Origin of the sequence: Streptomyces mirabilis, assembly GCF_018310535.1 — a bacterium.
Classification (GTDB): Bacteria; Actinomycetota; Actinomycetes; order Streptomycetales; family Streptomycetaceae; genus Streptomyces.
The window spans coordinates 2,954,914-2,976,708 of record NZ_CP074102.1 but is presented as its reverse complement, the minus strand read 5'-3'; the positions used below and the strand labels follow the sequence as shown (position 1 = coordinate 2,976,708).

General features: G+C 70.6%; 16 protein-coding genes. 8 read left to right on the top strand and 8 right to left on the bottom strand.

Translation table 11 applies throughout. The features are described from left to right. Positions 1 to 13: 13 nt before the first annotated feature. Positions 14 to 1,144, top strand: coding sequence for a catalase family protein (locus SMIR_RS12935; RefSeq protein ID WP_168495035.1), 1,131 nt, complete (start codon positions 14 to 16; stop codon positions 1,142 to 1,144). A gap of 60 nt (positions 1,145 to 1,204) precedes the next feature. Here the strand turns inward: SMIR_RS12935 and SMIR_RS12930 are convergent, their stop codons facing one another. The 4 genes from SMIR_RS12930 to SMIR_RS12915 form a co-directional block, all read right to left on the bottom strand. Continuing rightward, a complete protein-coding gene (locus SMIR_RS12930) occupies positions 1,205 to 2,152 on the bottom strand; it encodes an NADP-dependent oxidoreductase (protein ID WP_168501266.1) in 948 nt (315 codons plus the stop codon). A gap of 91 nt (positions 2,153 to 2,243) precedes the next feature. Continuing rightward, positions 2,244 to 2,852 (bottom strand): flavin reductase family protein, encoded by a 609-nt coding sequence (locus SMIR_RS12925; protein WP_168495036.1) that lies wholly within the window; start codon positions 2,850 to 2,852, stop codon positions 2,244 to 2,246. Between the two features lie 120 nt (positions 2,853 to 2,972). Further along, on the bottom strand, positions 2,973 to 3,470 hold the full coding sequence (greA, locus tag SMIR_RS12920; protein ID WP_168495037.1) for a transcription elongation factor GreA: 498 nt from the start codon (positions 3,468 to 3,470) through the stop codon (positions 2,973 to 2,975). Positions 3,471 to 3,681: 211 nt separating this feature from the next. Beyond that, positions 3,682 to 4,083: a DUF4307 domain-containing protein gene (locus SMIR_RS12915; RefSeq protein WP_168495038.1), complete on the bottom strand. Its 402-nt coding sequence runs from the start codon at positions 4,081 to 4,083 to the stop codon at positions 3,682 to 3,684. Positions 4,084 to 4,241: 158 nt separating this feature from the next. Between SMIR_RS12915 and mca the strand changes: the two genes are divergently transcribed. Together mca and SMIR_RS12905 are read left to right on the top strand one after the other, a co-directional pair. Beyond that, on the top strand, positions 4,242 to 5,102 hold the full coding sequence (gene mca / locus SMIR_RS12910; protein WP_075032337.1) for a mycothiol conjugate amidase Mca: 861 nt from the start codon (positions 4,242 to 4,244) through the stop codon (positions 5,100 to 5,102). Further along, the gene (locus SMIR_RS12905) at positions 5,095 to 5,361 is read left to right on the top strand and encodes a hypothetical protein (protein WP_211118795.1); all 267 of its coding nucleotides are present in this window, start codon (positions 5,095 to 5,097) and stop codon (positions 5,359 to 5,361) included. The genes mca and SMIR_RS12905 overlap by 8 nt, the downstream gene beginning before the upstream one ends. A 111-nt stretch (positions 5,362 to 5,472) precedes the next feature. Here SMIR_RS12905 and SMIR_RS12900 read toward each other — a convergent pair whose 3' ends face one another. The 3 genes from SMIR_RS12900 to SMIR_RS12890 are packed head-to-tail and all read right to left on the bottom strand — an operon-like array spanning position 5,473 to position 11,905. Next, on the bottom strand, positions 5,473 to 6,780 hold the full coding sequence (locus SMIR_RS12900) for a hypothetical protein (protein WP_168495040.1): 1,308 nt from the start codon (positions 6,778 to 6,780) through the stop codon (positions 5,473 to 5,475). Positions 6,781 to 6,785: 5 nt separating this feature from the next. Beyond that, complete coding sequence (locus tag SMIR_RS12895) at positions 6,786 to 8,669, bottom strand: tetratricopeptide repeat protein (RefSeq protein ID WP_212727030.1); 1,884 nt, start codon at positions 8,667 to 8,669, stop codon at positions 6,786 to 6,788. Positions 8,670 to 8,704: 35 nt separating this feature from the next. Then, on the bottom strand, positions 8,705 to 11,905 hold the full coding sequence (locus SMIR_RS12890; protein ID WP_212727029.1) for a tetratricopeptide repeat protein: 3,201 nt from the start codon (positions 11,903 to 11,905) through the stop codon (positions 8,705 to 8,707). Between the two features lie 136 nt (positions 11,906 to 12,041). On the opposite strand from SMIR_RS12890, the gene SMIR_RS12885 reads away from it, so the two are divergent. The 5 genes from SMIR_RS12885 (at position 12,042) to SMIR_RS12865 (ending at position 21,067) form a co-directional block, all read left to right on the top strand. Continuing rightward, positions 12,042 to 14,072: a thioredoxin domain-containing protein gene (locus SMIR_RS12885; RefSeq protein WP_212727028.1), complete on the top strand. Its 2,031-nt coding sequence runs from the start codon at positions 12,042 to 12,044 to the stop codon at positions 14,070 to 14,072. A gap of 202 nt (positions 14,073 to 14,274) precedes the next feature. Beyond that, positions 14,275 to 15,528, top strand: coding sequence for a glycosyltransferase (locus SMIR_RS12880; RefSeq protein WP_168495047.1), 1,254 nt, complete (start codon positions 14,275 to 14,277; stop codon positions 15,526 to 15,528). 132 nt (positions 15,529 to 15,660) lie between these two features. Then, complete coding sequence (locus tag SMIR_RS12875; protein WP_212727027.1) at positions 15,661 to 17,331, top strand: ArnT family glycosyltransferase; 1,671 nt, start codon at positions 15,661 to 15,663, stop codon at positions 17,329 to 17,331. Next, positions 17,328 to 18,659, top strand: a complete 1,332-nt coding sequence (locus SMIR_RS12870) for a glycosyltransferase (RefSeq protein ID WP_248003096.1) — start codon at positions 17,328 to 17,330, stop codon at positions 18,657 to 18,659. Before SMIR_RS12875 ends, SMIR_RS12870 begins: the two co-directional genes overlap by 4 nt. A 5-nt stretch (positions 18,660 to 18,664) precedes the next feature. Further along, positions 18,665 to 21,067, top strand: coding sequence for a galactose oxidase early set domain-containing protein (locus SMIR_RS12865; RefSeq protein ID WP_212728351.1), 2,403 nt, complete (start codon positions 18,665 to 18,667; stop codon positions 21,065 to 21,067). On the opposite strand, the gene SMIR_RS12860 is transcribed toward SMIR_RS12865, so the two are convergent. Beyond that, positions 21,054 to 21,788 carry a Mut7-C RNAse domain-containing protein gene (locus SMIR_RS12860; protein ID WP_212727026.1) on the bottom strand — a complete coding sequence of 245 codons (735 nt, stop codon included), beginning with the start codon at positions 21,786 to 21,788 and terminating at the stop codon, positions 21,054 to 21,056. The two genes, SMIR_RS12865 and SMIR_RS12860, sit on opposite strands and share 14 nt — an antisense overlap. Positions 21,789 to 21,795: the final 7 nt, after the last annotated feature.

Genomic DNA, 21,795 nt, shown 5'->3' with positions numbered 1-21,795 from the left:
AGAGGTCGACGTCATGGCAGCACAGTTCGTCCGCTACACGCCGGACGTCGAAGACGACGACCCGCACTTCGACCAGAACGTGCAGACGGTGATCGAAAAGACCGAGAGCTACATCGCCGAGTCGGTCGAGGCCGGTGGCACCGGCCGGGCCCTCCGCGACGCCCACGCCAAGGGCTACGGGCTGGTCCGGGGGGAAGTGGAGATCCTGGACGGGCTTGCGCCCGAGTACGCCCAAGGCATCTACGCGACTCCGGGAACCCACGATGCGCTCATCCGCTTCTCCAACGGCTCGCCGCACGCCGGAGCCGACGCGCGACTGGGCGCCGCCACCGGACTGGCGCTGAAGATGTTCGACGTCCCCGGCCCGACCCTGCTGGAAGACGAACCGGACACTGGCACGTTCGACTACGCCAACATCAACGGGCCGATCTTCTTCTGCAACACGGTCGAGCACTACCTGTTCATCCAGGAACTGTTCCTGAACGCGCCGGCCTACTTCTCCCAGGGCCGACCCGGCGCGCATCGCTTCTTCACCGAGTTCGTGACCGGCAAGGGAACGCTGGACCAGGACAACTGGGCGTGGGACGAGTTCCTGGCCTTCCTGCGGCTGTCGAAGACCCCTCCGGCAAACCTGCTGCTGTCGAGTTACTGGACGATGGGCGCGGTCCGGCACGGGGACTACATCGCCAAGGTGCGCATCACCCCCGATCCGTCCTGCGCCGCCGCGGTGGTCCGGCGCACCATCGACCCGACCTCCGCGCAGGAGGTCTTCCGACCGGCCCTGCAAGCCGAGCTGCAGGAGCGGCCCTACGCCTTCGACATCCAGGTCCAACTCTGCACCGACCTGGAGCGGATGCCGGTGGAGGACACCACCGTGGAGTGGCCCGAGCAGCTCTCGCCGTCCGTCACCGTGGCCAGACTGCGGCTGCCGCAGCAGGACATCTCCGGCCCGGAAAACCTGGAGAAGATGGACGCGCTGTCCTTCACGCCCTGGCGGGTCACCGCCGAGCACGCGCCCCTGGGCAACATCATGCGGGCCCGCAAGGAGGTCTACCGCCACTCCTCCATCGAGCGTCACCGACTCAACCAGCAGCCGCGCACCGAGCCCCGCAGCGCCGACGAGGTACTCGGCCCGGCCCGATGAAGCCGCTGCGGCGGCCTTTCGGCCAGTGCCTCGGCACTTCCCGGGGAGGCTCGGTCCCCTTCAGTTCATCGCCGGGACATGGATGACGACTTTTCCCCGCCGATGCTTCCTGCGCAGCGCCTCATACGCGTTGCGCGTCTCGGTCAGTGCGACGACGCGGTCCACGACCGGGGCGAGTCGGCCGTTCTCGATGAGCCGGGTGATCGCATCCAGCTCGTCGTGGTTCGGCTCGACGATGAAGAACGCGCCGCGGGCACCGTGCTCGGCTGCCTTCCTCGGATCTGGCGGCGACACGATGCTGACGAGGACACCGCCTGGCCGCAGGACGGTCCAGGACCGTGTCTGCGTCTCGCCCCCCACCAGGTCCAGAACGGCATCGACGTCGTTGACGTGGTCCTCGAAGCGGGTGCCCGCGTAGTCCAGGACCTGTTGGGCGCCGAGGCCGGTCACGAAGGCACTGTCCTGTGCGGCCGCCGTCGCGGTGACCTGTAGGCCGAGGGCGGAGGCTATCTGTACGGCGAACGAGCCGACGCCCCCCGCCCCGCCCAGGATCAGGACATGCTGTCCGGCCTTCACAGCGGCGTGGTCCACCAGCGCCTGCCAGGCGGTGAGCGCCGCCAGTGGAACAGCCGCCGCCTTGTCGTGTTCCAGCCCTGCCGGTTTGGCCGCCAGAACATCGACCGGCACGCTGACGTACTCGGCGGCCGCACCGTCACGTGTGAACGGGATGAGCCCGTAGACCTCGTCCCCCACGGCCACAGCGGTGACCCCGGGACCGAGCTCGGACACGACCCCGGACACCTCATGAGAGGGGACGATGGGGGTGCGGTCCTTGCCTGTCGCGTCGAGGCGGTCGGTCCAGGTGGCGTCCCAGGTGAGCTCGTCCGAGGTGATGGAAGCCGCCCGAACGGCGACGAGCACCTCGCCCGGTGCAGGCCGCGGACGCGGCGCCATCTCGTACACGAGCTGCTCGGGTCCGCCACGACTGTGGGCCCGTACGGCGTGCATGGTGTTCACGACGTGATCACTCCAAGAAGTCGGCCCGCCTCCCCTCTTCAGGGTCGCTCGCGGAACGCGCTCTCGACAGTCGGCCGCTCGGCTACCCGGGCTGTGGCTCCTCGTAGGGGATGCGGCGCAGGTGCACGACCGCGCCCAGGGTGCCCCACTCGTGGCCGCCGAGCTTGGTGAGCGGACGCAGACGTTCGGAGCTGGGCCGGTCGTCGACGATGTACTCCTCGTTCACTGCGGCGTGGAGCACCCGTCCGAAGACGAGGGTGGAGTTGCCCATCCGCAGGGTGGTGTGCGAACGGCACTCCAGGACGACGGGGGAGGCCGCCACCCTGGGCGGCCGTACATGGAGGCTTGGTTCGCGGTCGATTCCCGCGACGTCGAATTCGCTCACCGTCCGGGGGAAGTCGGTGGCAGTCGAGTTGATCAGCTCCAGCAGCGGTTCGGAGGAGAAGTTGACGACGAACTCCCCGGTGTCCTCGACATTGCGCAGGGAATCCTTGCGGCCGATCGAGGTGAACTGCACGATCGGCGGGTCGGTACTGGCGATGCTGAAGAAGGAGTGCGGGGCGAGGTTCTCGGTGGAGCCGTCCGACGTGACGGTGGAGATCCACGCGATCGGACGAGGGATGACAACCGACGTCATGAACCTGTAGAAGGCAGCCCCGCCCATGGCCTCGGGGTCGTAGTCGATGCGCATGGTGACAAGTCTCAAGTTCCACACGCTGTGGACGGGGCGCGGCACGCCTGACGGTGGTGACGCGGGTGTGACGATGCCCCCGGCGTGGCCGGGGGCATCGTCGCTGTGGTCGGTCCCGGCTCAGCCCTTGTAGGGCTCGGCCTTGAGGATCTTCACCGAGGCGAGCTTGCCGTTGGGCAGCTCGTACTGGGCGTCCTCGCCGATCTTCTTGCCGTTCACGCCGGAGCCCAGGGGGGACTGGGGCGAGTAGGTCTCGATGTCGGCGCTGGCGTACTCGCGCGAGGCGAGCAGGAAGTCCAGCGTGTCGTCCTCGTCGCCGTCGAAGGCGATGGTGACGACCATGCCGGGGGCGACCATGCCGTCCGCCGCGGGAGCCTCGCCCACCTTGGCGTTCTCCAGGAGCTGGGTCAGCTGGCGCACACGGAGCTCCTGCTTGCCCTGCTCTTCCTTGGCCGCGTGGTACCCGCCGTTCTCGCGCAGGTCGCCTTCCTCGCGCGCGGCCGCGATCTTGCCGGCGATCTCCGTGCGCGCAGGACCAGACAGGTAGTCCAGCTCGGCCCTGAGCTGGTTGTACGCCTCCTGGGTCAGCCAGGTGACGTTCTCGCTGGTCTGGGTCACAGGTGCTCCTCGTAGGTACTGGGAATACAAAGCATCGCCCTACCCAGAAGAATGTGCTTTCACGGGTGGGCGAAACCACGAGCCTAACAATTCCCAGGCAGAAGGGGGAGGACATAAGACATCAGAATTACGTCAACGCAGGTCAGCGCGTAGGTACCACGGGTGGTGCCGGAGGCGGCGGGCGGTGCAAGGGGTACTACAGCGGGTGGTGTCAGTCGGCGTGGCAGCCGAGCAGCTCCGCCGTGCCGCCGCGGGAAGTGGTACGGAGCGTGACGACCTTGTCGATACGGGAGGAGTCCTGGTCGAAACGGAAGTCCGCGCGGCCCACCTCGCTGCCGTCGTCGGCCTGCGAGCGCAGTGTGCAGTAGCCGTGGGCGCCCGCGTCCTTGCGCACCTCCAGATGCACCTCGACCGCGTTGTCCGAGACGGCCTTGAAGGTGATCACCTCGGCGCTGATCTTGTTCGAGAAGACGTAGTAGTACGCGAACCAGCCCATCAGGGCGAGCAGGGCCACGCCCAGCACAGTGCCGATGACCTTGAGTTTCCGGTCCGCGCGCTCGTCCTCGGAGCGGCCGTACCGGCCCTCGGGCAGCTGTGTGCTCGCCGTGCTCATGATCGTCCTCTCGGGGACGGGGTCCCGGAATTATTCGTCCCCCGATTCCGTCACTATAGAAGCCGCCCATGACGCCGAAACACGCCGGGCGCCGACTTGCCGACTGGCCTCACGGCCGACTTACTGAGGATCGAGTCTTGACTGACCAGCTGCGACTGATGGCCGTGCACGCCCACCCCGACGACGAGTCGAGCAAGGGCGCGGCCACCATGGCGAAGTACGTGTCCGAGGGGGTGGACGTGCTGGTCGTGACCTGCACGGGCGGGGAGCGCGGCTCCATCCTCAACCCGAAGCTCCAGGGCGACCAGTACATCGAGGAGCACATCCACGAGGTACGCAAGAAGGAGATGGACGAGGCCCGCGAGATCCTCGGCATCAAGCAGGAGTGGCTCGGATTCGTGGACTCCGGCCTTCCGGAGGGTGACCCGCTGCCGCCGCTGCCCGAGGGCTGCTTCGCGCTCGAGGACGTGGACAAGGCGGCCGGAGAGCTGGTCAGGCAGATCCGCTCGTTCCGTCCGCAGGTGATCACCACGTACGACGAGAACGGTGGTTATCCGCACCCCGACCACATCATGACCCACAAGATCTCGATGGTGGCGTTCGAGGGGGCGACGGACACCGAGAAGTACCCGGAGTCCGAGTACGGCCCAGCGTTCCAGCCGCAGAAGCTCTACTACAACCAGGGCTTCAACCGCCCGCGCACCGAGGCGCTGCACAACGCGCTGCTGGAGCGCGGTCTGGAGTCGCCGTACGGGGACTGGCTGAAGCGGTGGAGCGAGTTCGAGCGCACCGAGCGCACGCTGACCACGCACGTTCCGTGCGCGGACTTCTTCGAGATCCGTGACAAGGCGCTGATCGCGCACGCCACGCAGATCGACCCCGACGGCGGCTGGTTCAAGGTCCCCATGGAGATCCAGAAGGAGGTCTGGCCGACCGAGGAGTACGAGCTCGCCACCTCTTTGGTCGACACCTCCCTCCCCGAGGACGACCTCTTCGCGGGCATCCGCGACAATGCCTGATATGAGCGCAAGCCTGGCACTGACGCACCTCGTTCCCCTCGCCAAGGAGGTCGACGAGAACAAGGTCACCCCCGGCGTCCTCGGTTTCATCGTCTTCGCGGCGTTGGCCCTGGCGGTGTGGGGCCTGATGAAGTCCATGAACCGGCACATGGGGAAGGTCACCTTCGAGGAGGACCCGGAGCGGCCCGGGAAGGGCGCCGCGGCGGCCTCCGGCAAGGGGAGCGGCCCCGGCGGGAAGGCCTCGCCCGCGAAGGGCTGAGCCTGGTGTGCGGACTCCGGCCACGGGTGGCCGGAGTGCGCACCCTCACCCTCGGCACCGTCCTTTCGTACGCAGGGGTCCCTCCGTACGCTGGGGCGGCCGTCGGCGCGGTCACACCGTGGCCCGCTCCAGCCTGTTGTCCATGCCGCACTGCAGGGCGTACGCGAGGCCGAGCGGGTTGCTCCACGCGTCGGCGAAGTGCCGGGCGAGCCCGTGGACGATCCCGCCCGCGGTCTCCCGCCCGCCGAGATAGCGGGTGACGTAGGCGTGGGCGTACTCGGCGGCGAACAGCTGCGGCATCTCGATCTGCGGCGCCAGCACCCCGCCCGCGCCCGCCTCGATGAGCGCGCCGCCCAGGCGCGCCGGCTCGGCGGTGGCGGGCAGCCCGGCGTAACCGGCGTTGAGGAACACCAAGGGGCGCTGCGCGAGCAGAGGGTCGGCGGGGCCGCGCTCGGCGAGGACCGCAGGGACGTCGATGTCCTTGCCGTCGCTCAGCCGCAGGACGAACAGCGGGGCCCTGTCGTCGGCGACGGGTCTGAAGTGCCCGTGGCACCAGAAGTACATCAGCTGCTCGTCGAGCCCGTCGGAGCGCAGGGCGCGCAGCAGCTCGTCGCGCAGGGCGCGTTCGACGCGGACGGTGCCGGTGGCGAGGGCGCTTTCGACCTCGGCGGCCAGGGTGACGCCCTGCGGGTCGATGCCCTTGTCGTGGTTCAGGCTCACCACCGGTGACGAGGGCGGCAGCCCGGCGTGCTCGTCGTCGGCGGGTACCGGGAAGCGCGGGTGGTGGCCGCCGGTCTGCTCGATCTGGTGCCGGTAGCCGAGGAAACGGCGGAAGGTGTCGCTGCCGGGGCCACCGGGCCCGTTCGCGGTGTCCTCGGGCAGCGCGAGCATCGGCCAGGGCAGGAACAGGTCGGAGTCGACGCGGATGCGCAACGGCTCCTCGCGGCTCAGCGCGCCGGTCAGGATCTCGCCGAAGCGCCGGGTGCCCCGGCCGCCGTCGCCGAGCAGCTCCCCGTACAGCAGGTGGGAGCCCTGGCGGGCGAGCTCGTCGAGGATCCCGCGCAGTTCCTCCCGGGGTTCGGCGGTGAGATCCGGGCAGGTGGCGTACGGGAAGTGAGGGCGGCCCCCGACCGGGATCCCACGCTCGTCCACGGGCTGGAAGTCGACCAGTTCCCGTTTCCACAGCGCCCGCAGATGCGCCGCGGCGGCGGTGACGGCGGCCGGCTTCACATTCAGCCTCAGGGCGTGCTCTGTCGCGGACGGGGGCACGGCCGGGCCGTACACCCGGGCCCGGATGTGGTCGTCGGCGTGGGCGTCGAGAGCGAGGACCAGGTCCGGGTGACGGACGGTGGGGGCCGGGTGGCGGGTGAAGCCGCGGCTGGGGTCCTGGACGACCTGGCTGAGAAGTTCGCGGGCCATCGGGCTCAGGCCCTCCGCGCGGACGCGGGGCGGGGCGCGGGAGTGGCCGCGGTGGGCCGGTGCGGCCCCGGATCGGACGGGACCACGTCGATCTCGGCCTCGACCCGCTGGAGGACGGTCCCGGTGGCCGGGTCCTCGACGGTGAAGCGCAGCCGGTGCGAGCCGGGGCGGTGCGGGGTGAAGCGGAACTCCGCTCCGTCGGCGGGGACGCCGTGTGGGGGGTCGATCTCCGCGTGGCCGAGGGAGGCCGCGCGGGCCGTGAGCGGGGGGAGCGGGACGGTGGACCAGGGGTGCCCCGGCCCGGGTACGACCTGGAGGGCGATACGGGCGGGCACGTCCGGGACGGGTATGTCGTCGAGAAGGGTCAGCCGGACGTGGGCCCGGAAGTCGTCCGGGCGGTCGCGGTCACCGGGGCGCGGGAAGCCGGGACGCGGTTCGGGCTGGGTGTCACGGGCCGCGCGCGGGATCAGCGGATCGCCGGCCTCGGTCCACCCGAGCGTGTCCAGCAGGGCGGCGGGGTAGCGGCAGGCCAGTTCGTACGGTGGCTCGCCACCCGGGTACCGTCCGGCTTCGGCGAGGTCCACCCAGGCCTCGCCCGCCTCGTCGCCGATCCCATGGAACACATGGCGGATCTCCGCCGCCCACTCGCCGTTCAGGAAGCGGTGGGCGGGGGAGCGGAGCGCGTACTCGAGCATGGTCCAGGCCCGCCCGTGCGGGCAGTCCGCCTCTTCGAAGAGCGACAAGGCCCCCTCGAACAGCCGGTCCGCCTCACGCCGACGCTCATCCGTCCCGCCCGTTCGATCCACGCCGTCCGTCCCGTCCGTACGAGCCAGGGTCAGCGCGTGGTGGTGCAGTGTCCATGCCGTCCCGAGCCGGTCGGAGACCTCATGGAAGCGGCGCAGGACGTCCGTGAACTCCTCCTGCCAGGGAAAGCCGGGCTCGTCCGCCTTTGCCACGGTCCACCACAGGTGCGCCCAGGCGGCGCCGCGCCGGTCGCCCGCGCGCGCGTGCAGCCGACGCGCCTCGGCGAGGGCGTCCGGGGCCGGGGCGCCCGACCGAGCGGCCGGCCGCGCGAGTTCGCCGCTTGCCCACGCCACACCCCGGGCCTCACTGATCGCCCGGAACGTCTCCCGCGCGGCGCCCAGCAGCCTCCGCGCGTCCTCGGCCCGGCCGCGCAACAGGCACATCCGCCCGTACAGGAAGACCGCCCACGCCTCGCCGCGCCGGTCGCCCGCGACCTGGTGGGCCTCCACGGCCCGCCTCAGCAGCGGTCCGGCCGCCCGCGGATCACCCCGGTCGCAGTGGACGGCGGCCCGGGTGAGCAGCACCCAGCCGTCGGCGCACCGGTCTGAAGGGAGGGCGGAGAGGCGCTGCTCGGCCTCGCCGAGGCGGCCCCTGCGGTGGGCGGTGACGGCCCGTTCGAGGAGGACCGTGTGGTCGTCGGGGGCGTGGGCCAACGGTGGAGTGGTGCCCTCCCGGGCGTCCGTCGAGCCCACCAGAAGGAAGGACTCCGACCCGGCGAAGGCGTTGATCAGGTCGGAGAGAAGGGACCCGTCAGCCGTCCCGGTGGGGATTCCGTCGGCCGTCCCCGCGGGGACTCCGTCCACCACCACGACACAGGGATGTACGGCGAACACGCCCCGGCAGGCCTCGACGACCGTGTCCGCCACCTCGCCCGGCGTCCGCCCGGCCTCCCCCGACCGCTCCCCGGCGTCCGCCACCCGTAATCGGTGCACCGGAAGTCCCGCCTCGTCCGCGACCTCTCGTGCCACCGCGTCGAGAAAGGCGGACCGGTCGGAGTCGGGTCCGCCGCTCACCACCAGGAGCCGCTTGGTCTCCAACTCCCGCCGTGCCGCGGCGAGTTCGCGCGTGCGCCCGACGAACGACACCGAAGTCCCCCTCGTACCCGAACATCCCCACCGTGCTAGCGCGCCGCGGTCACCGTCACCCCCATGACCTCCCGGGCATGCCGGCTCGGCACCATTCCCAGGCGCCAAGCCTGCCATCCCGCGTCCAGGTCGACCCCCCGTTCGAGCAAGAGTTGGTACGCCTCCACGTAGTCGTCGAGCCTTCCGTCGCGGAGCGGGTGGCCGGTGCGGGAGAGCTGCGCCAGTTCCTCCTGGGCGACGGCGCTGCCCACTTCGAGGCCGCCCGGGGAGCCGTACGGCAGAAGGGTGCACCTCAGGAACCTGGCCCAGTCCTCGCCGCGCCGGTCCCCGTACGAGGCGAACAGGCCGGCCGCCTCGTCGCACAGGGCGAGGGCGCCCGGCGTACGGGCGTTTCCGGCGTCGACCACCGCCAGCTCCAGGCAGGTCCACGCCTCGCCGTGGGCCACGCCGATGCGCTGGAAGTCGGCGCGCGCGTCCACCAGGAGCTGGCGCGCGAAGCCCGAGTTGCGCAGGGAGCCGGTCTGGGCGGCCCGTTGGTCTCGGGTGACGCGCGCCGAGTGGTGGCGGGCGCAGGCGAGCCCGTACACGTCCCGCATCCGCGAGAACATCGTGCGGGAGCGCTCCAGTTCACGGACGGCCTGGTCCAGGTTGCCGGTCTCCTCCAGGGACTGGCCCAGGTAGTAGATCGTCCATGCCTCGCCGCGCGCGTCCTCGTTCTCCCGGTGCCGGGAGGCCGCCTGGCGCAGGCCGTCGACCGCGGTGGACGGGTCGCCGTCGACGAGGCGGGCGCGGGCCAGCTGGGTCAGGGCCCAGGCCTCGCCGCGGGCGTCGCGCGTACGGCCGTACAGGTCGAGCGCGTCACGCAACTCCCGTTCCGCGCACGGTACGTCGCCCATCCGCAGGCCCAGCTGGCCGAGCTGGAAGTGGGCCCACGCCTCGCCGTGCACGGACTCGCCCGCGCGGTGCAGGACCAGGGCCTCGGTGAGCAGGTTCAGGGCGAGGTCGAGATGGCCCCGGTCGCGCTCCACGGCGGCCAGCGCGTGCATCGTCCACGCGCGGTCCGTCGCCAGCTCGGGGGAGGCCTGCAGCTCCATGGCCTCCTGGAGCTTGGCGGCCGCCTCGGTGAGGTTGCCCTGGTGGTGGAGGGTGATGCCGAGGGAGCCCAGGGCCCGGGCCGCGCCCGCGTCGTGGTGCGCCTCGAAGTAGAGGTTCACCACGGACGACAGGGTGGTGTGGGCCTTGTCCAGCTCGCCGAGCTGGCGGGCCGCGATACCGGTGCGCCACTGCACCGAGCGCACCAGCAGGCCCTGGTCGACGGCCTGCGTCAACTCGCTGATCTCACCCAGGCGGTAGAGGTCCCCGCGCAGCAGGCAGTAGTCGCACAGGGCGCCGAGGAGGTTCAGTACGGCCGCTTGGTTCACGCCTTCCGCGTGGCGCAGGGTGGCCGTGATGAAGCTCGACTCGTCGTCCAGCCAGCGCAGGGCCGCGTCGAGGGAGGTGAAGCCGTGCGGCCCGAACTGATCCGCCCGCGTCGACGTCTTGCCGTCGACCAGGCGGATCACCGAGTCGGCCAGCTCCGCGTAGTTCACGATCAGGCGTTCCTGGGCCGCCGTCCGCTCGGACGGCTCCTCCTCGTCGAGCAGCCGTGCCTGGGCGAAGGCCCGGACGAGGTCGTGCAGCCGGTAGCGGCTGCCGCGGACGTGGTCGATGAGGCCCGCCTGTGCGAGCGCGGTGAGGTGGCGGGTGGCCTCCTGCTCGTCCGTCGCGAGCAGGGAGGCCGCGGCGGCGGCGCCGAGCGAGGCACGGCCGGCCAGCGCCAGTCGGCGCAGCAGGCGCCTCGCCGTGTCGGTCTGGTCGGTGTAGCGCAGCCACAGCACCCGCTCGACCGGCTCCACGGGGCCGTACGCGCCGAGGTCGGAGGCCAGTTGGCGCGGGGTGCGCGGGCCGAGGGAGGAACCCGCGATGCGCAGGGCGAGGGGGAGGCTGCCGCACAGCTCCCGTACCTGGTCGGAGGCTTCGGCGTCGTACGGGTCCGGCTTCTCCTGGGCCGCCGCGTTCAGCAGTTCCTCGGCGCCCGCCGCGTCCAGGGCGTCGACCGGGAGCTGGTGCACCCAGGCGGCGAGGTCGGCGGGCAGGTCGAGCGGTTTGCGGGCCGTGACCAGGACCAGGCTCTCCGAGCGCTCGGGGATCAGGGCGCGGACCTGCTCGGCGTCGCTCGCGTCGTCGAGCACGATCGTGACGGGCAGGCCCGTCAGATGCTGGTGGTACAGCTCGCTGAGGCGTCTGACCTGCTGGTCCTGCGAGGAACGCTCACGGAAGAGGAGCTGCTCGCGGGGTGCGCCGAGCCGGTTGAGGAGGTGGAGCATGGCGTCGCGGGTGGTGAGGGGAGGCTCCTCGGTGCTGTCGCCGCGCAGGTCCACCACGCACGCGCCGCGGAACTGGTCCTTCAGGCTGTGCGCCGCCCGGATCGCGAGGGTGCTGCGGCCTGAGCCGGGGGCGCCGTGCAGGACGACCACGGTCGGCTTCGTCTCGGTGCCGGCGCGAGCCGCGTGCACCCACTGCGCCACCCGGGACAGCTCGGTCCGGCGCCCGGTGAACGGGCCGGCCGGCTCGGGAAGCTGCCCGAACGACTGCTCCAGTACGTTGCGTCTGCGCGCCGCGGCACTCTTGTCGGTGCGCCGCAGCTGGGGAGCGCCCTGCTTGGCCCCCGCGGAGGCGCTGAGCACCCGATGCTGATCGAGGAACGGCCGGATGCCCCGTACCTCCAGCGCCGTCAGCCACTGGAGCCGCAACTGCTCGGGGCCGCCCGGCTGGCCCAGGGCTCCCGCCCGGCGGCTCGCGGCCGGTACGTGCGAGGCGGTCACCTTGAGCACGGTGGCCGCCGCGCCCACCACGGCGACGCTCGCCCCCGCGCCGACGGCCGTTCCGGCGCCCGTGCCCAGTGCCAGGTCCGCCGCGCAGGCCGCGACGGCGGCAACCACCGCCACCAGCAGGGGAGTTCCGGCGCCCTCCCGGGCGTACCGCTGTCCGAACGTCAGCCGGCCGGCCTCCGCCTCGTCCAGCGCCCGGGTGTACGTCCCATACTCCTCGGCGGCGGCCCCTGCCATGGTGTCGAGCGCGGCCCGGGCCCGTGACAGCAACACGGTCCCGTCACTCCGCCCGCCCGAGCGCCGCACCTCTTCCTCCACGGCCCGGGCCAACAGCCGCTCGGCCTCCGCCCGATGGCCTTCCCGCATGTCACGTCCCCCTCCGGCGGCAACTCCTTTGATTTCCAGTGTCCTTCGTGGGGGACGTGAGCGCGAGGGTGCGACGCGATCAATGGGCGGCTGCGCCCGGCGCGTCAGGGGCGGAGGACTGCGGCAGGATGGACCCATGCCGAACCGACTGGCCCATGAGACGTCCCCGTATCTGCTCCAGCACGCCGACAACCCCGTCGACTGGTGGCCCTGGTCGGCCGAGGCCTTCGAGGAGGCCCGTGAGCGGGGTGTGCCCGTACTGCTCAGCGTCGGATACAGCAGCTGTCACTGGTGTCATGTCATGGCGCACGAGTCCTTCGAGGACGAGGCGACCGCGGCCTACCTCAACGAGCACTTCGTCAGCGTCAAAGTCGACCGCGAGGAGCGGCCCGACGTCGACGCCGTCTACATGGAGGCCGTGCAGGCGGCCACGGGGCAGGGCGGGTGGCCCATGACCGTGTTTCTCACGCAGGATGCGGAGCCCTTCTATTTCGGGACGTACTTTCCGCCCGCGCCCCGGCACGGGATGCCGTCGTTCCGGCAGGTGTTGGAGGGGGTGCACGGGGCCTGGGCCGATCGCCGGGGCGAGGTCGCCGAGGTCGCGGGGAAGATCGTGCGGGATCTCGCCGAGCGGGAGATGAGTTTCGGGAGCGGCGAGGTGCCCGGCGAGGAGGACCTGGCCGGGGCTCTGCTCGGGCTCACCCGGGAGTACGACGCCTCGCGCGGCGGTTTCGGGGGCGCGCCCAAGTTCCCGCCGTCCATGGTGATCGAGTTCCTGCTGCGGCATCACGCGCGGACCGGTTCCGAGGGCGCTCTCCAGATGGCGCAGGACACCTGTGAGCGGATGGCGCGGGGCGGGATCTACGACCAGTTGGGCGGGGGGTTCGCGCGGTACTCCGTGGATCGCGAGTGGGTTGTGCCCCATTTTGAGAAGATGTTGTATGATAATGCACTTTTGTGCAGGGTTTATGCGCATCTCTGGCGTTCGACCGGCTCCGAGCTCGCCCGTCGCGTCGCCCTGGAGACAGCCGACTTCATGGTGAGCGAACTCCGCACGAACGAGGGCGGGTTCGCCTCCGCGCTCGACGCCGACAGCGACGACGGCACGGGGAAGCACGTCGAGGGGGCGTACTACGTGTGGACCCCGCGGCAGCTCCGTGAGGTTCTCGGCGCGGAGGACGGCGAACTCGCCGCCCGGTACTTCGGGGTGACGGAGGAGGGGACCTTCGAAGAGGGCTCCTCCGTGCTGCAACTGCCGCAGCAGGACGAGTTGTTCGACGCGGAGAAGGTGGCCGACATTCGGCGTGGGCTGCTCGCCGCGCGGGCCGAGCGGCCCGCTCCCGGGCGCGACGACAAGATCGTCGCCGCCTGGAACGGGCTCGCCGTCGCCGCCCTCGCGGAGACCGGCGCCTACTTCGACCGCCCCGACCTCGTGGACGCCGCGATCGCCGCCGCGGATCTCCTCGTACGGGTGCATATGGACGACCGGGCGCAGCTGTCCCGTACCAGCAAGGACGGGCGGGCCGGGGCCAACGCGGGGGTGCTGGAGGACTACGCGGACGTCGCCGAGGGGTTCCTCGCGCTGGCCTCCGTCACCGGGGAAGGGGTGTGGCTGGAATTCGCCGGGTTCCTGCTGGACCAGGTGATCGTGCGGTTCACCGATCCCGAGTCCGGCGCGCTGTACGACACCGCGGCCGACGCCGAGCGGCTCATCCGCCGGCCCCAGGACCCCACCGACAACGCCACGCCCTCCGGCTGGAGCGCGGCGGCCGGTGCCCTGCTGAGCTATGCCGCCCAGACCGGAGCCGAGCCCCATCGGGCCGCCGCCGAAAGGGCGTTGGGCGTCGTGAAGGCGCTCGGGCCGCGCGCTCCCCGTTTCATCGGCTGGGGGCTCGCGGTGGCGGAGGCGCTGCTCGACGGGCCGCGGGAGGTCGCGGTCGTGGGGCCGGAGGGGCATCCCCTGACAAAGGCCCTGCACCGGACGGCGCTGCTCGGTACCGCGCCGGGTGCCGTGGTGGCCGTGGGCACTCCGGAGAGTGACGAGCTGCCGCTCCTCGCCGACCGCCCCCTCGTGCAGGGCGAGCCCGCCGCGTACGTCTGCCGTAACTTCACCTGTGACGCTCCGACGACCGATCCCGACCGGCTTCGCACGGCTCTGAGCGGCTGAAACGCAGATCATCGGCCTGCTCATCAACCGGTTGAAACGCGACCAGCGTTCGAATTGTTCAGCAAATGATCCGACTGTGATGAAACACGCTCTTCACCAGAACAGTCTGTGCGCTTCACAGATCGCCCATAGTCTCTGCACCATGACGCGGCGGATGTGACACATCGTCGCGACTGGGGGTTTTGGGATCTGGGGGGATCTGTTGCTCACGTCTGTCTTTATTGCTGCCGTTTCACTGGCCCTGTTCTGGATGGCGGCGTTCACTCTCTGGTGGCAGATGCACGCGTGGCGCACGCCCGAAGTGCTGGCGTCCACCCGGTTCAGCAGACCGGACGGCGATGACCGGCTGGCGTTCTCGCTGCTGCTGCCGGCCCGCCACGAACAGGCCGTGCTCGACCACACCATCCAGCGACTGCTGGAATCGAGCCACACCGACTTCGAGATCATCGTCATCGTCGGGCACGACGATCCGGAGACCACCGAGGTCGCCCGGCAGGCCGAGGCCCGCGACGAGCGGGTGCGGGTCGTCGTCGACCACCACGAGAAGAAGAACAAGCCGAAGGCCATGAACACCGCGCTGCCGCACTGCCGCGGCGATGTCGTCGGGGTCTTCGACGCCGAGGACCAGGTCCATCCGGAGCTGCTCGCCCATGTCGACCACGCGTTCCGCACGACGGGTGCGGACGTCGTCCAGGGCGGGGTCCAGCTCATCAACTTCCACTCCAACTGGTACAGCCTGCGCAACTGCCTGGAGTACTTCTTCTGGTTCCGCTCGCGGCTGCACCTGCATGCGCAAAAAGGTTTCATCCCGCTCGGCGGCAACACCGTCTTCGTACGGACGGACGTACTGCGGGAAGCGGACGGCTGGGACCCCGAGTGCCTCGCCGAGGACTGCGACCTGGGGGTACGGCTCTCCAGCGTCGGCAAGAAGGTCGTCGTCGCCTACGACTCCGACATGGTGACCCGGGAGGAGACCCCGGGCAGCCTGGTGTCGCTGATGAAGCAGCGCACCCGGTGGAACCAGGGCTTCCTGCAGGTCTACCGCAAGAAGGACTGGAAGCAACTGCCGGGCTTCGGGCAGCGGTTGCTCGCCCGCTACACGCTGATGACGCCGTATCTGCAGGCCGTCTCCGGGGTGGTCATCCCGCTCAACGTGGCCATCGCGCTCTTCCTCGACGTGCCCGTCGGGATCGCCTTCATCACCTTTCTGCCGGCCGTGACCGCCCTGGTCACCTTCGTCTTCGAGCTCGTCGGACTGCACGACTTCGGCAAGCAGTACGGGCTCCGCGTCCGATTCGTCCACTATCTGAAGCTCGTGGTCGGTGGCCCCTTCTATCAGGTGCTCCTCGCCGGTGCGGCCGTCCGTGCCGTCTGGCGTGAGCAAAGGGGCCGCAACGACTGGGAGCTGACCAGCCATGTCGGTGCGCACCTCACCGAGGCCGAAGCGACCCACTAGGGCCCGAGGCCACCCACCGGGCATCCGATCCGAGATCCGGCGGGACGGCCTTGGTTCCGTATGCCCTGGCGCCGCAGGCCTTGGGCCCGTATCTACCGAAACATACCGAAAGTCCCGAGAGGACCTTCCCGCGTGACCTCGACACTTCCCGCGGTGACCACGTCCACGGTCCCCGCGACGCGACCCACCGTGCCCGACATCGTCCACGACCGCCCGCCGCTCCAGCGGCTGCGCACCTCGCGCGCCGACCTGCTGCTGTGCGGCACCCTGCTGCTGGCGATCATCGTCGTGCAGGGCTGGAACATCACCGACTACCCGGCCCTCAGCGACGACGAGGGCACCTACCTCGCCCAGGCGTGGGCCGTGCAGCAGGGCAAGGGCCTCGCGCACTACACGTACTGGTACGACCACCCGCCGCTGGGCTGGATCCAGATAGCCGCACTGACCTGGATCCCCGCCCACATCAGCCCCTCGCTGATGACGGTCGGCTCGATGCGTGTCGCGATGCTCGCGGTCAGCGCCGCCAGCGCGGTCCTGCTGTACGTCCTCGCGCGCCGTCTCTCGCTGCCGCGCTGGGCCGCGGGCCTCGCGATGGTCCTCTTCGGGCTCTCCCCGCTGTCGGTCGTGCTCCAGCGCGAGATCTTCCTCGACAACATCGCGGTGATGTGGACGCTGCTCGCGTTCTGCCTCGCCGCGTCCCCGAGCCGGCACCTCTGGCACCACTTCGGGGCGGGCATCGCGGCCGCGGCCGCCGTGCTCACCAAGGAGACGATGCTCGTCGTCCTGCCCGCACTCCTGGTCACCATGTGGCGCCACGGCCACCGCGACACCCGCAAGTTCGCGCTCACCGGAGCCATCACCGCCTGCGCCCTGATCGGCCTCGCGTACCCGCTGTTCGCCCTGCTCAAGGGTGAGCTGTTCCCGGGCGCGGGCCATGTCTCGCTCTGGGACGGCATCACGTACCAGATGAGCCGACCCGGCTCCGGCTTCATCCTCGACCCCGGCACCGGCTCGTCCGGCGTGCTGCACTCCTGGCTCTACTACGACCGGGTGCTGATCATCGGCGGCCTCGCCGGAGCCCTGCTGCTCCTGGCCACCTGGCGGTGGTCCGTCACCGCCCGGGCCCTCGCCGGACCCGCCCTCACGGTGGCGATCCTCGCCCTGGTGGCGCTGCGCCCGAGCGGCTATCTGCCCGCGATGTACATCATCCAGGCGCTGCCGTTCCTCGCGCTGGTTCTCGCCGGAGGCGCCGCCAGCCTCGCCCATCTGGTGCTGCGCAGGTGGCGGAGCGACGAGGAGAAGTCGTACGTCACCTGGGGACGGCGGGTGACGGCGGCCGCGCTCGTGGCGGTCGCCGCGCTCTACGTGCTGCCCCGCTGGTACGACGGCGACCACACGGCCGTCACCGCCGACGCCAACGCCCCCTACCGGGCGGCGGCCACCTGGCTGAAGACCGAGGTCCAGGACCCGGCGGCCACCCGGGTTCTGGTCGACGACGCCCTCTGGCTCGACCTGGTCCACGACGGCTACCGGCCCGGGCTCGGCGTCATCTGGTTCTACAAGGCGGACCTCGACCCCGCGGTGACCAAGACGATGCCGCGCGGCTGGATGGACATCGACTACGTCGTCGCCTCCCCGACGGTGCGGCGTGACGCGGTCGACCTGCCCAACGTCAAGGCGGCCATCGAACACTCGACGCCGGTCGCCACCTTCGGCAAGGGCGCCGACCGGATCGAGATCCGGCGGATCGACGGGAGCACGGGAAACACCATGACCACGACGACGTCCGGGGGCAGTCGATGAGCAGCTTCGAGAGCACTGTCCCCGAGGAGCTCGGCGATCCGGCCGTACGGGCGTCCACCGCGAGTGAGCCGGAGGGGCGCGCCGGTGTCGAGAGGGCGAACGCGCGGAGGCCCGAAGGGTTGAGCACGATCGCCCTCTCGACACCGGCTGGAGCGCCCCGGAGGCGAGCCGAGCGCGAAAACGCAGTCCCTGAACCGGGCGCCGTCACCATCGTCGTACCCACCTTCAACGAGTCCGCGAACATCCGCGAACTCCTGCGCCGGATCACCGAGTCGGTGCCCTCCCGGCTGCCCTGCGAGGTCGTCTTCGTGGACGACTCCACGGACGACACCCCCGAGGTGATCTCCCGGGAGGCGCAGGACTGCCCGTTCCCGGTGACCGTGCTGCACCGCGAGGAAGCCGTGGGCGGGCTCGGCGGCGCCGTCGTCGAGGGCCTGAAGGCGGCGAGCTCCGACTGGATCGTCGTCATGGACGGCGATCTCCAGCATCCGCCGTCCCTGATACCGGAGTTGGTGGCCTCGGGGGAGCGGTCCGCCGCCGGGCTCGTCGTCGCCAGCCGGTACATCAAGGGTGGCAGCCGCGAGGGCCTCGCGGGCGGCTACCGCGTCGCCGTCTCGCGCGGCGCGACCTGGCTGACCAAGACGCTCTTCCCGCGCCGGCTGCGCGGCATCAGCGATCCGATGAGCGGTTTCTTCGCGATCCGTCGCAGCGCGGTCACCGCCGACATCCTCCAGCCGCTCGGCTACAAGATCCTCCTCGAACTCGCCGTCCGCAGCCGCCCCCGCCAGGTCACCGAGGTGCCCTTCGTCTTCCAGGACCGGTTCGCGGGCGAGTCCAAGTCGACCGCGCAGGAGGGCTTCCGGTTCCTGCGCCATCTCGTCGGGCTGCGCACCGCCTCGCCGGTCGCCCGGATGGTCGTCTTCGGCCTGATCGGCGCCACCGGCTTCCTGCCGAACCTGCTCGGCCTGTACGCGCTCACCGCCGCCGGCATGCACTACGTACCGGCCGAGATCCTCGCCAACCAGCTCGGCGTCGCCTGGAACTTCCTGCTCATCGAGCATCTGCTGTTCCGCGAGCGCCGCAGGCACCGCACCTGGTGGGACCGGGTGGGCCGGTTCGGGCTGCTCGCCAACGCCGACCTGGTGCTGCGCATCCCGCTGATCGCCCTGTTCGTCGGCCACTTCGGGATGGGCGCTCTGTCCGCCACCGCGCTGGCCCTGGTGATGACCTTCGTCCTGCGCTTCGTGGGCACCGAGGCGCTGGTCTATCTGCCGCGCCGCAGCAGCGAGGCTGCGGGCGGGAGCCGCACAGCAAGGAGAGCCGCGTGAAACATCTGGCACGACCCAGACGGAGAACCTCACTGCTGGCCGTGGCGGGCCTGGCCGCCGGGCTGCTGCTCGTCTCGCCCCAGCCCGCCTCCGCCGCCAACCTCGTCACCAACCCGGGTTTCGAGACCGACGGCACGGACGGCATGCCGTCCTGCTGGGAGAAGTCCGGCTGGGGCGACAACGACTTCACCTTCGCCACCGTCGCCGACTCCCACTCCGGCTCCAAGGCCATGAAGGTCACGCTGACCCGGCGCGTCGACGGTGACCGCAAGGCCCTGATCACGGAGTCCGCGACCTGCGCGCCGGTGGTCACCGCGGGCAAGCAGTACGACCTCGGCCTCTGGTACAAGTCGACGACACCGGACACCGCGATCACCCTCTTCCGGCACGACACCACGGCGGGCTGGCAGTACTGGACCGACCTCAAGACGCTGGACATGGCGGCGAGCTGGACGCAGGCGAGCGTCCGTACGCCCGCCGTCCCGGCCGGTACCGACCGCATCACCTGGGGCGTCTCGGTGTACGGCACCGGCTCGGCGACCACCGACGACTACACGATGGAACAGGTCTCCGACCCGATCCCGCCGGCCACCTGCACCGCCACCGCCGACGAGTGCGCGGGCGGCCGCTGGGACGTGCTGCCCACGCAGAACCCGGTGCGCTCCATGCACTCCGTCGTCCTCAACAACGGCAAGGTGTTGTTGATCGCCGGGTCCGGCAACAGCGAGGAGAACTTCGACGCGGGCACCTTCACCAGCGCGGTCTACGACCCGGTGAAGGGCACGTACAAGGTGATCCCCACGCCGAAGGACATGTTCTGCTCGGGGCACGTCCAGCTCGCCGACGGGCGGGTGCTGGTGATGAGCGGCAACAAGGCGTTCCCGGTCGCGGGCGGGCACGGCTACGAGGGGTACAAGGACTCGTACATCTTCGACCCGGTCACCGAGACGTACAGCAAGACCAACGACCTGAACGACGGTCACTGGTACCCGTCGGCCACCGAGCTCGGCAACGGTGACGTCATCTCGTTCGGCGGACTGCGCGAGGACTCCACCGGGTCGGTGACGGCCGAGCGCTGGTCGGCGGCGCAGCAGCAGTGGCTGCCGTTCACGCAGGTCAACCAGACGTGGTCGTACTGGGGTCTGTACCCGTCGATGATCCTGATGCAGGACGGGCGGCTCTTCTACTCGGGCAGCCATGTCTTCGGCAACGGCACGCCCGGCACGGGCTCGGCGATCTACGACTACGACGCGAACACCGTCACGGCGATCCCCGGGCTCCAGAGCAAGGACGAGCGCGACCAGTCCGCGAGCGTGCTGCTGCCCCCGGCCCAGGACCAGAAGGTGCTGACGATCGGCGGCGGCAACATCGACTCCAACCCGGAGGCGAACCGGCTCACTGACATCATCGACCTGAAGGCCGCGAACCCGGCGTACACCGTCGGCCCGCAGATCCCGCAGGGCACGGTCGACCTCGGCAACGGCAAGGTCGCCGAGACCGGCAACCAGGGCAAGATGTACGTCTCCGCCGTCCTCCTGCCGGACGGCAAGGTGCTGGAGACGGGCGGCGGCCTGCACAACCGCGCCAACCCGGTCTTCGAGGCGTCGATGTTCGACCCGGCGACCTCCACCTTCGACCCGGTGGCCGCCGACCCCGAGGCGCGCGGCTACCACTCCTCCGCGTTCCTGCTGCCCGACGGCCGGGTGATGGCCACCGGCGACAACCCGGGCAACGGCACCTGGAACCACAACGTGTCCATCTACACCCCGCCCTACCTCCTCAAGGGCACCCGTCCGACGATCACCTCGGTGATCGACAACGAGTGGGTGTACGGGGACACGCAGCGCATCACGGTCGACCGGCCCATCGTGAAGGCCGAGCTGATCCGCCCGGCCGCGGTGACGCACTCCTCCGACCCGAACCAGCGTTTCGTGGACCTGCCGCTGTCGGTGGACGGCAACAACGTCGACCTGAACGTGACGAGCAACCCCAACATGGCCCCGCCGGGTTGGTACATGCTCTTCGCGGTCGACGCCAACGGCGTCCCCTCGGTCGCCAAGTGGGTCCACCTCCAGGGCCCCGCCGCCCTGGCCACGGACACCGCCTCGGCGCACGTCCACTCCTTCGCCGACTCCCTGGAGGGCACGGTCACCAAGGGCGGCAAGAAGCGCACCTCGCAGAAGGTCAGCACCACGATCTCCGGCTGCGACCGGCACTACGGCACGATCAACGTCTGCGTGCCGACCGTCTTCCCGGACGGCGTCAAGAAGACGACGGCGTCGCGCTGCGCCTGGCTGAAGACGAACGACTACGGCCGTCTGAAGGTCAACGGCAAGGACGACCCGCTGGGTCTCGACCCGAACAAGGACGGGCTGGCCTGCGGAGCCAAGGACCTCAAGCGCCGCTAGGCGTCTGGCTCCCGAACTCGGCGAGGGCGCGCTCCACGATGGCCTCAAGGCTGTCGTGGTGCGCGCCCTTCCAGTAGGCGCGCCCGCACTCCTCGCACTGGGCGAACACGTCGTAGGACCGCTCGGTGCCGCCTTCCAGCTGGTCCACGACCTGCTCCTTCGTGGCCTCCTTGAGCAGGCCGTTGCAGGCGGTGCAGCGCGTCCAGGGCCTCAGCTCGGGTGCGAACCGGCCGAGTACGTCCCGGAGTTGGTCATCGGGTCGGGTGCTGTAGACGAACGCGCCCGCCCACAGCTCGCGGCGGCGCAGCAGCCCCCGGTCGCGGCTGAGCATCACGCGCTGCTCGGCGGCGGAGCGCGCGGCGAGGGCCGGGTCGCCGATGTCCGTCGACTCGTACGCCGCGTCGATTCCGAGGAGGCGCAGCCGGCGCGCGAGGGTGCCGAGGTGGACGTCGAGGAGGAAGCGGAGCGGCGCGCCGGGGACCTGCTGGGGGCGCGTCACGGGCTGTACGGTCACGGACTCGCCGGCCGCCGGGATGTGCGACACGGGCAGTTCCCGGCCGTCCACGAGGAGTGTGCCGACCTCGGTCAGCGGAACGCCGAGGGATTCGACGACATGGCCGAGGGTCGAGACGCCGTCGGTGGTGAGGGCCCGGCGCCGCTCGCGCGGGACGAAGACCGTCAGTTCGGGGGCGAAGGCGACGTGGATCTCGGGTCCGTTCACCCGGTCA

Bases quoted from the DNA above. Each gene is read 5' to 3' on its own strand.
- SMIR_RS12935 (WP_168495035.1), top strand. From the start codon at position 14: ATGGCAGCACAGTTCGTCCGCTACACGCCGGACGTCGAAGACGACGAC.
- SMIR_RS12930 (WP_168501266.1), bottom strand. From the start codon at position 2,152: ATGCACGCCGTACGGGCCCACAGTCGTGGCGGACCCGAGCAGCTCGTG.
- SMIR_RS12925 (WP_168495036.1), bottom strand. From the start codon at position 2,852: ATGCGCATCGACTACGACCCCGAGGCCATGGGCGGGGCTGCCTTCTAC.
- SMIR_RS12915 (WP_168495038.1), bottom strand. From the start codon at position 4,083: ATGAGCACGGCGAGCACACAGCTGCCCGAGGGCCGGTACGGCCGCTCC.
- mca (WP_075032337.1), top strand. From the start codon at position 4,242: ATGGCCGTGCACGCCCACCCCGACGACGAGTCGAGCAAGGGCGCGGCC.
- SMIR_RS12905 (WP_211118795.1), top strand. From the start codon at position 5,095: ATGCCTGATATGAGCGCAAGCCTGGCACTGACGCACCTCGTTCCCCTC.
- SMIR_RS12900 (WP_168495040.1), bottom strand. From the start codon at position 6,780: ATGGCCCGCGAACTTCTCAGCCAGGTCGTCCAGGACCCCAGCCGCGGC.
- SMIR_RS12890 (WP_212727029.1), bottom strand. From the start codon at position 11,905: ATGCGGGAAGGCCATCGGGCGGAGGCCGAGCGGCTGTTGGCCCGGGCC.
- SMIR_RS12885 (WP_212727028.1), top strand. From the start codon at position 12,042: ATGCCGAACCGACTGGCCCATGAGACGTCCCCGTATCTGCTCCAGCAC.
- SMIR_RS12870 (WP_248003096.1), top strand. From the start codon at position 17,328: ATGAGCAGCTTCGAGAGCACTGTCCCCGAGGAGCTCGGCGATCCGGCC.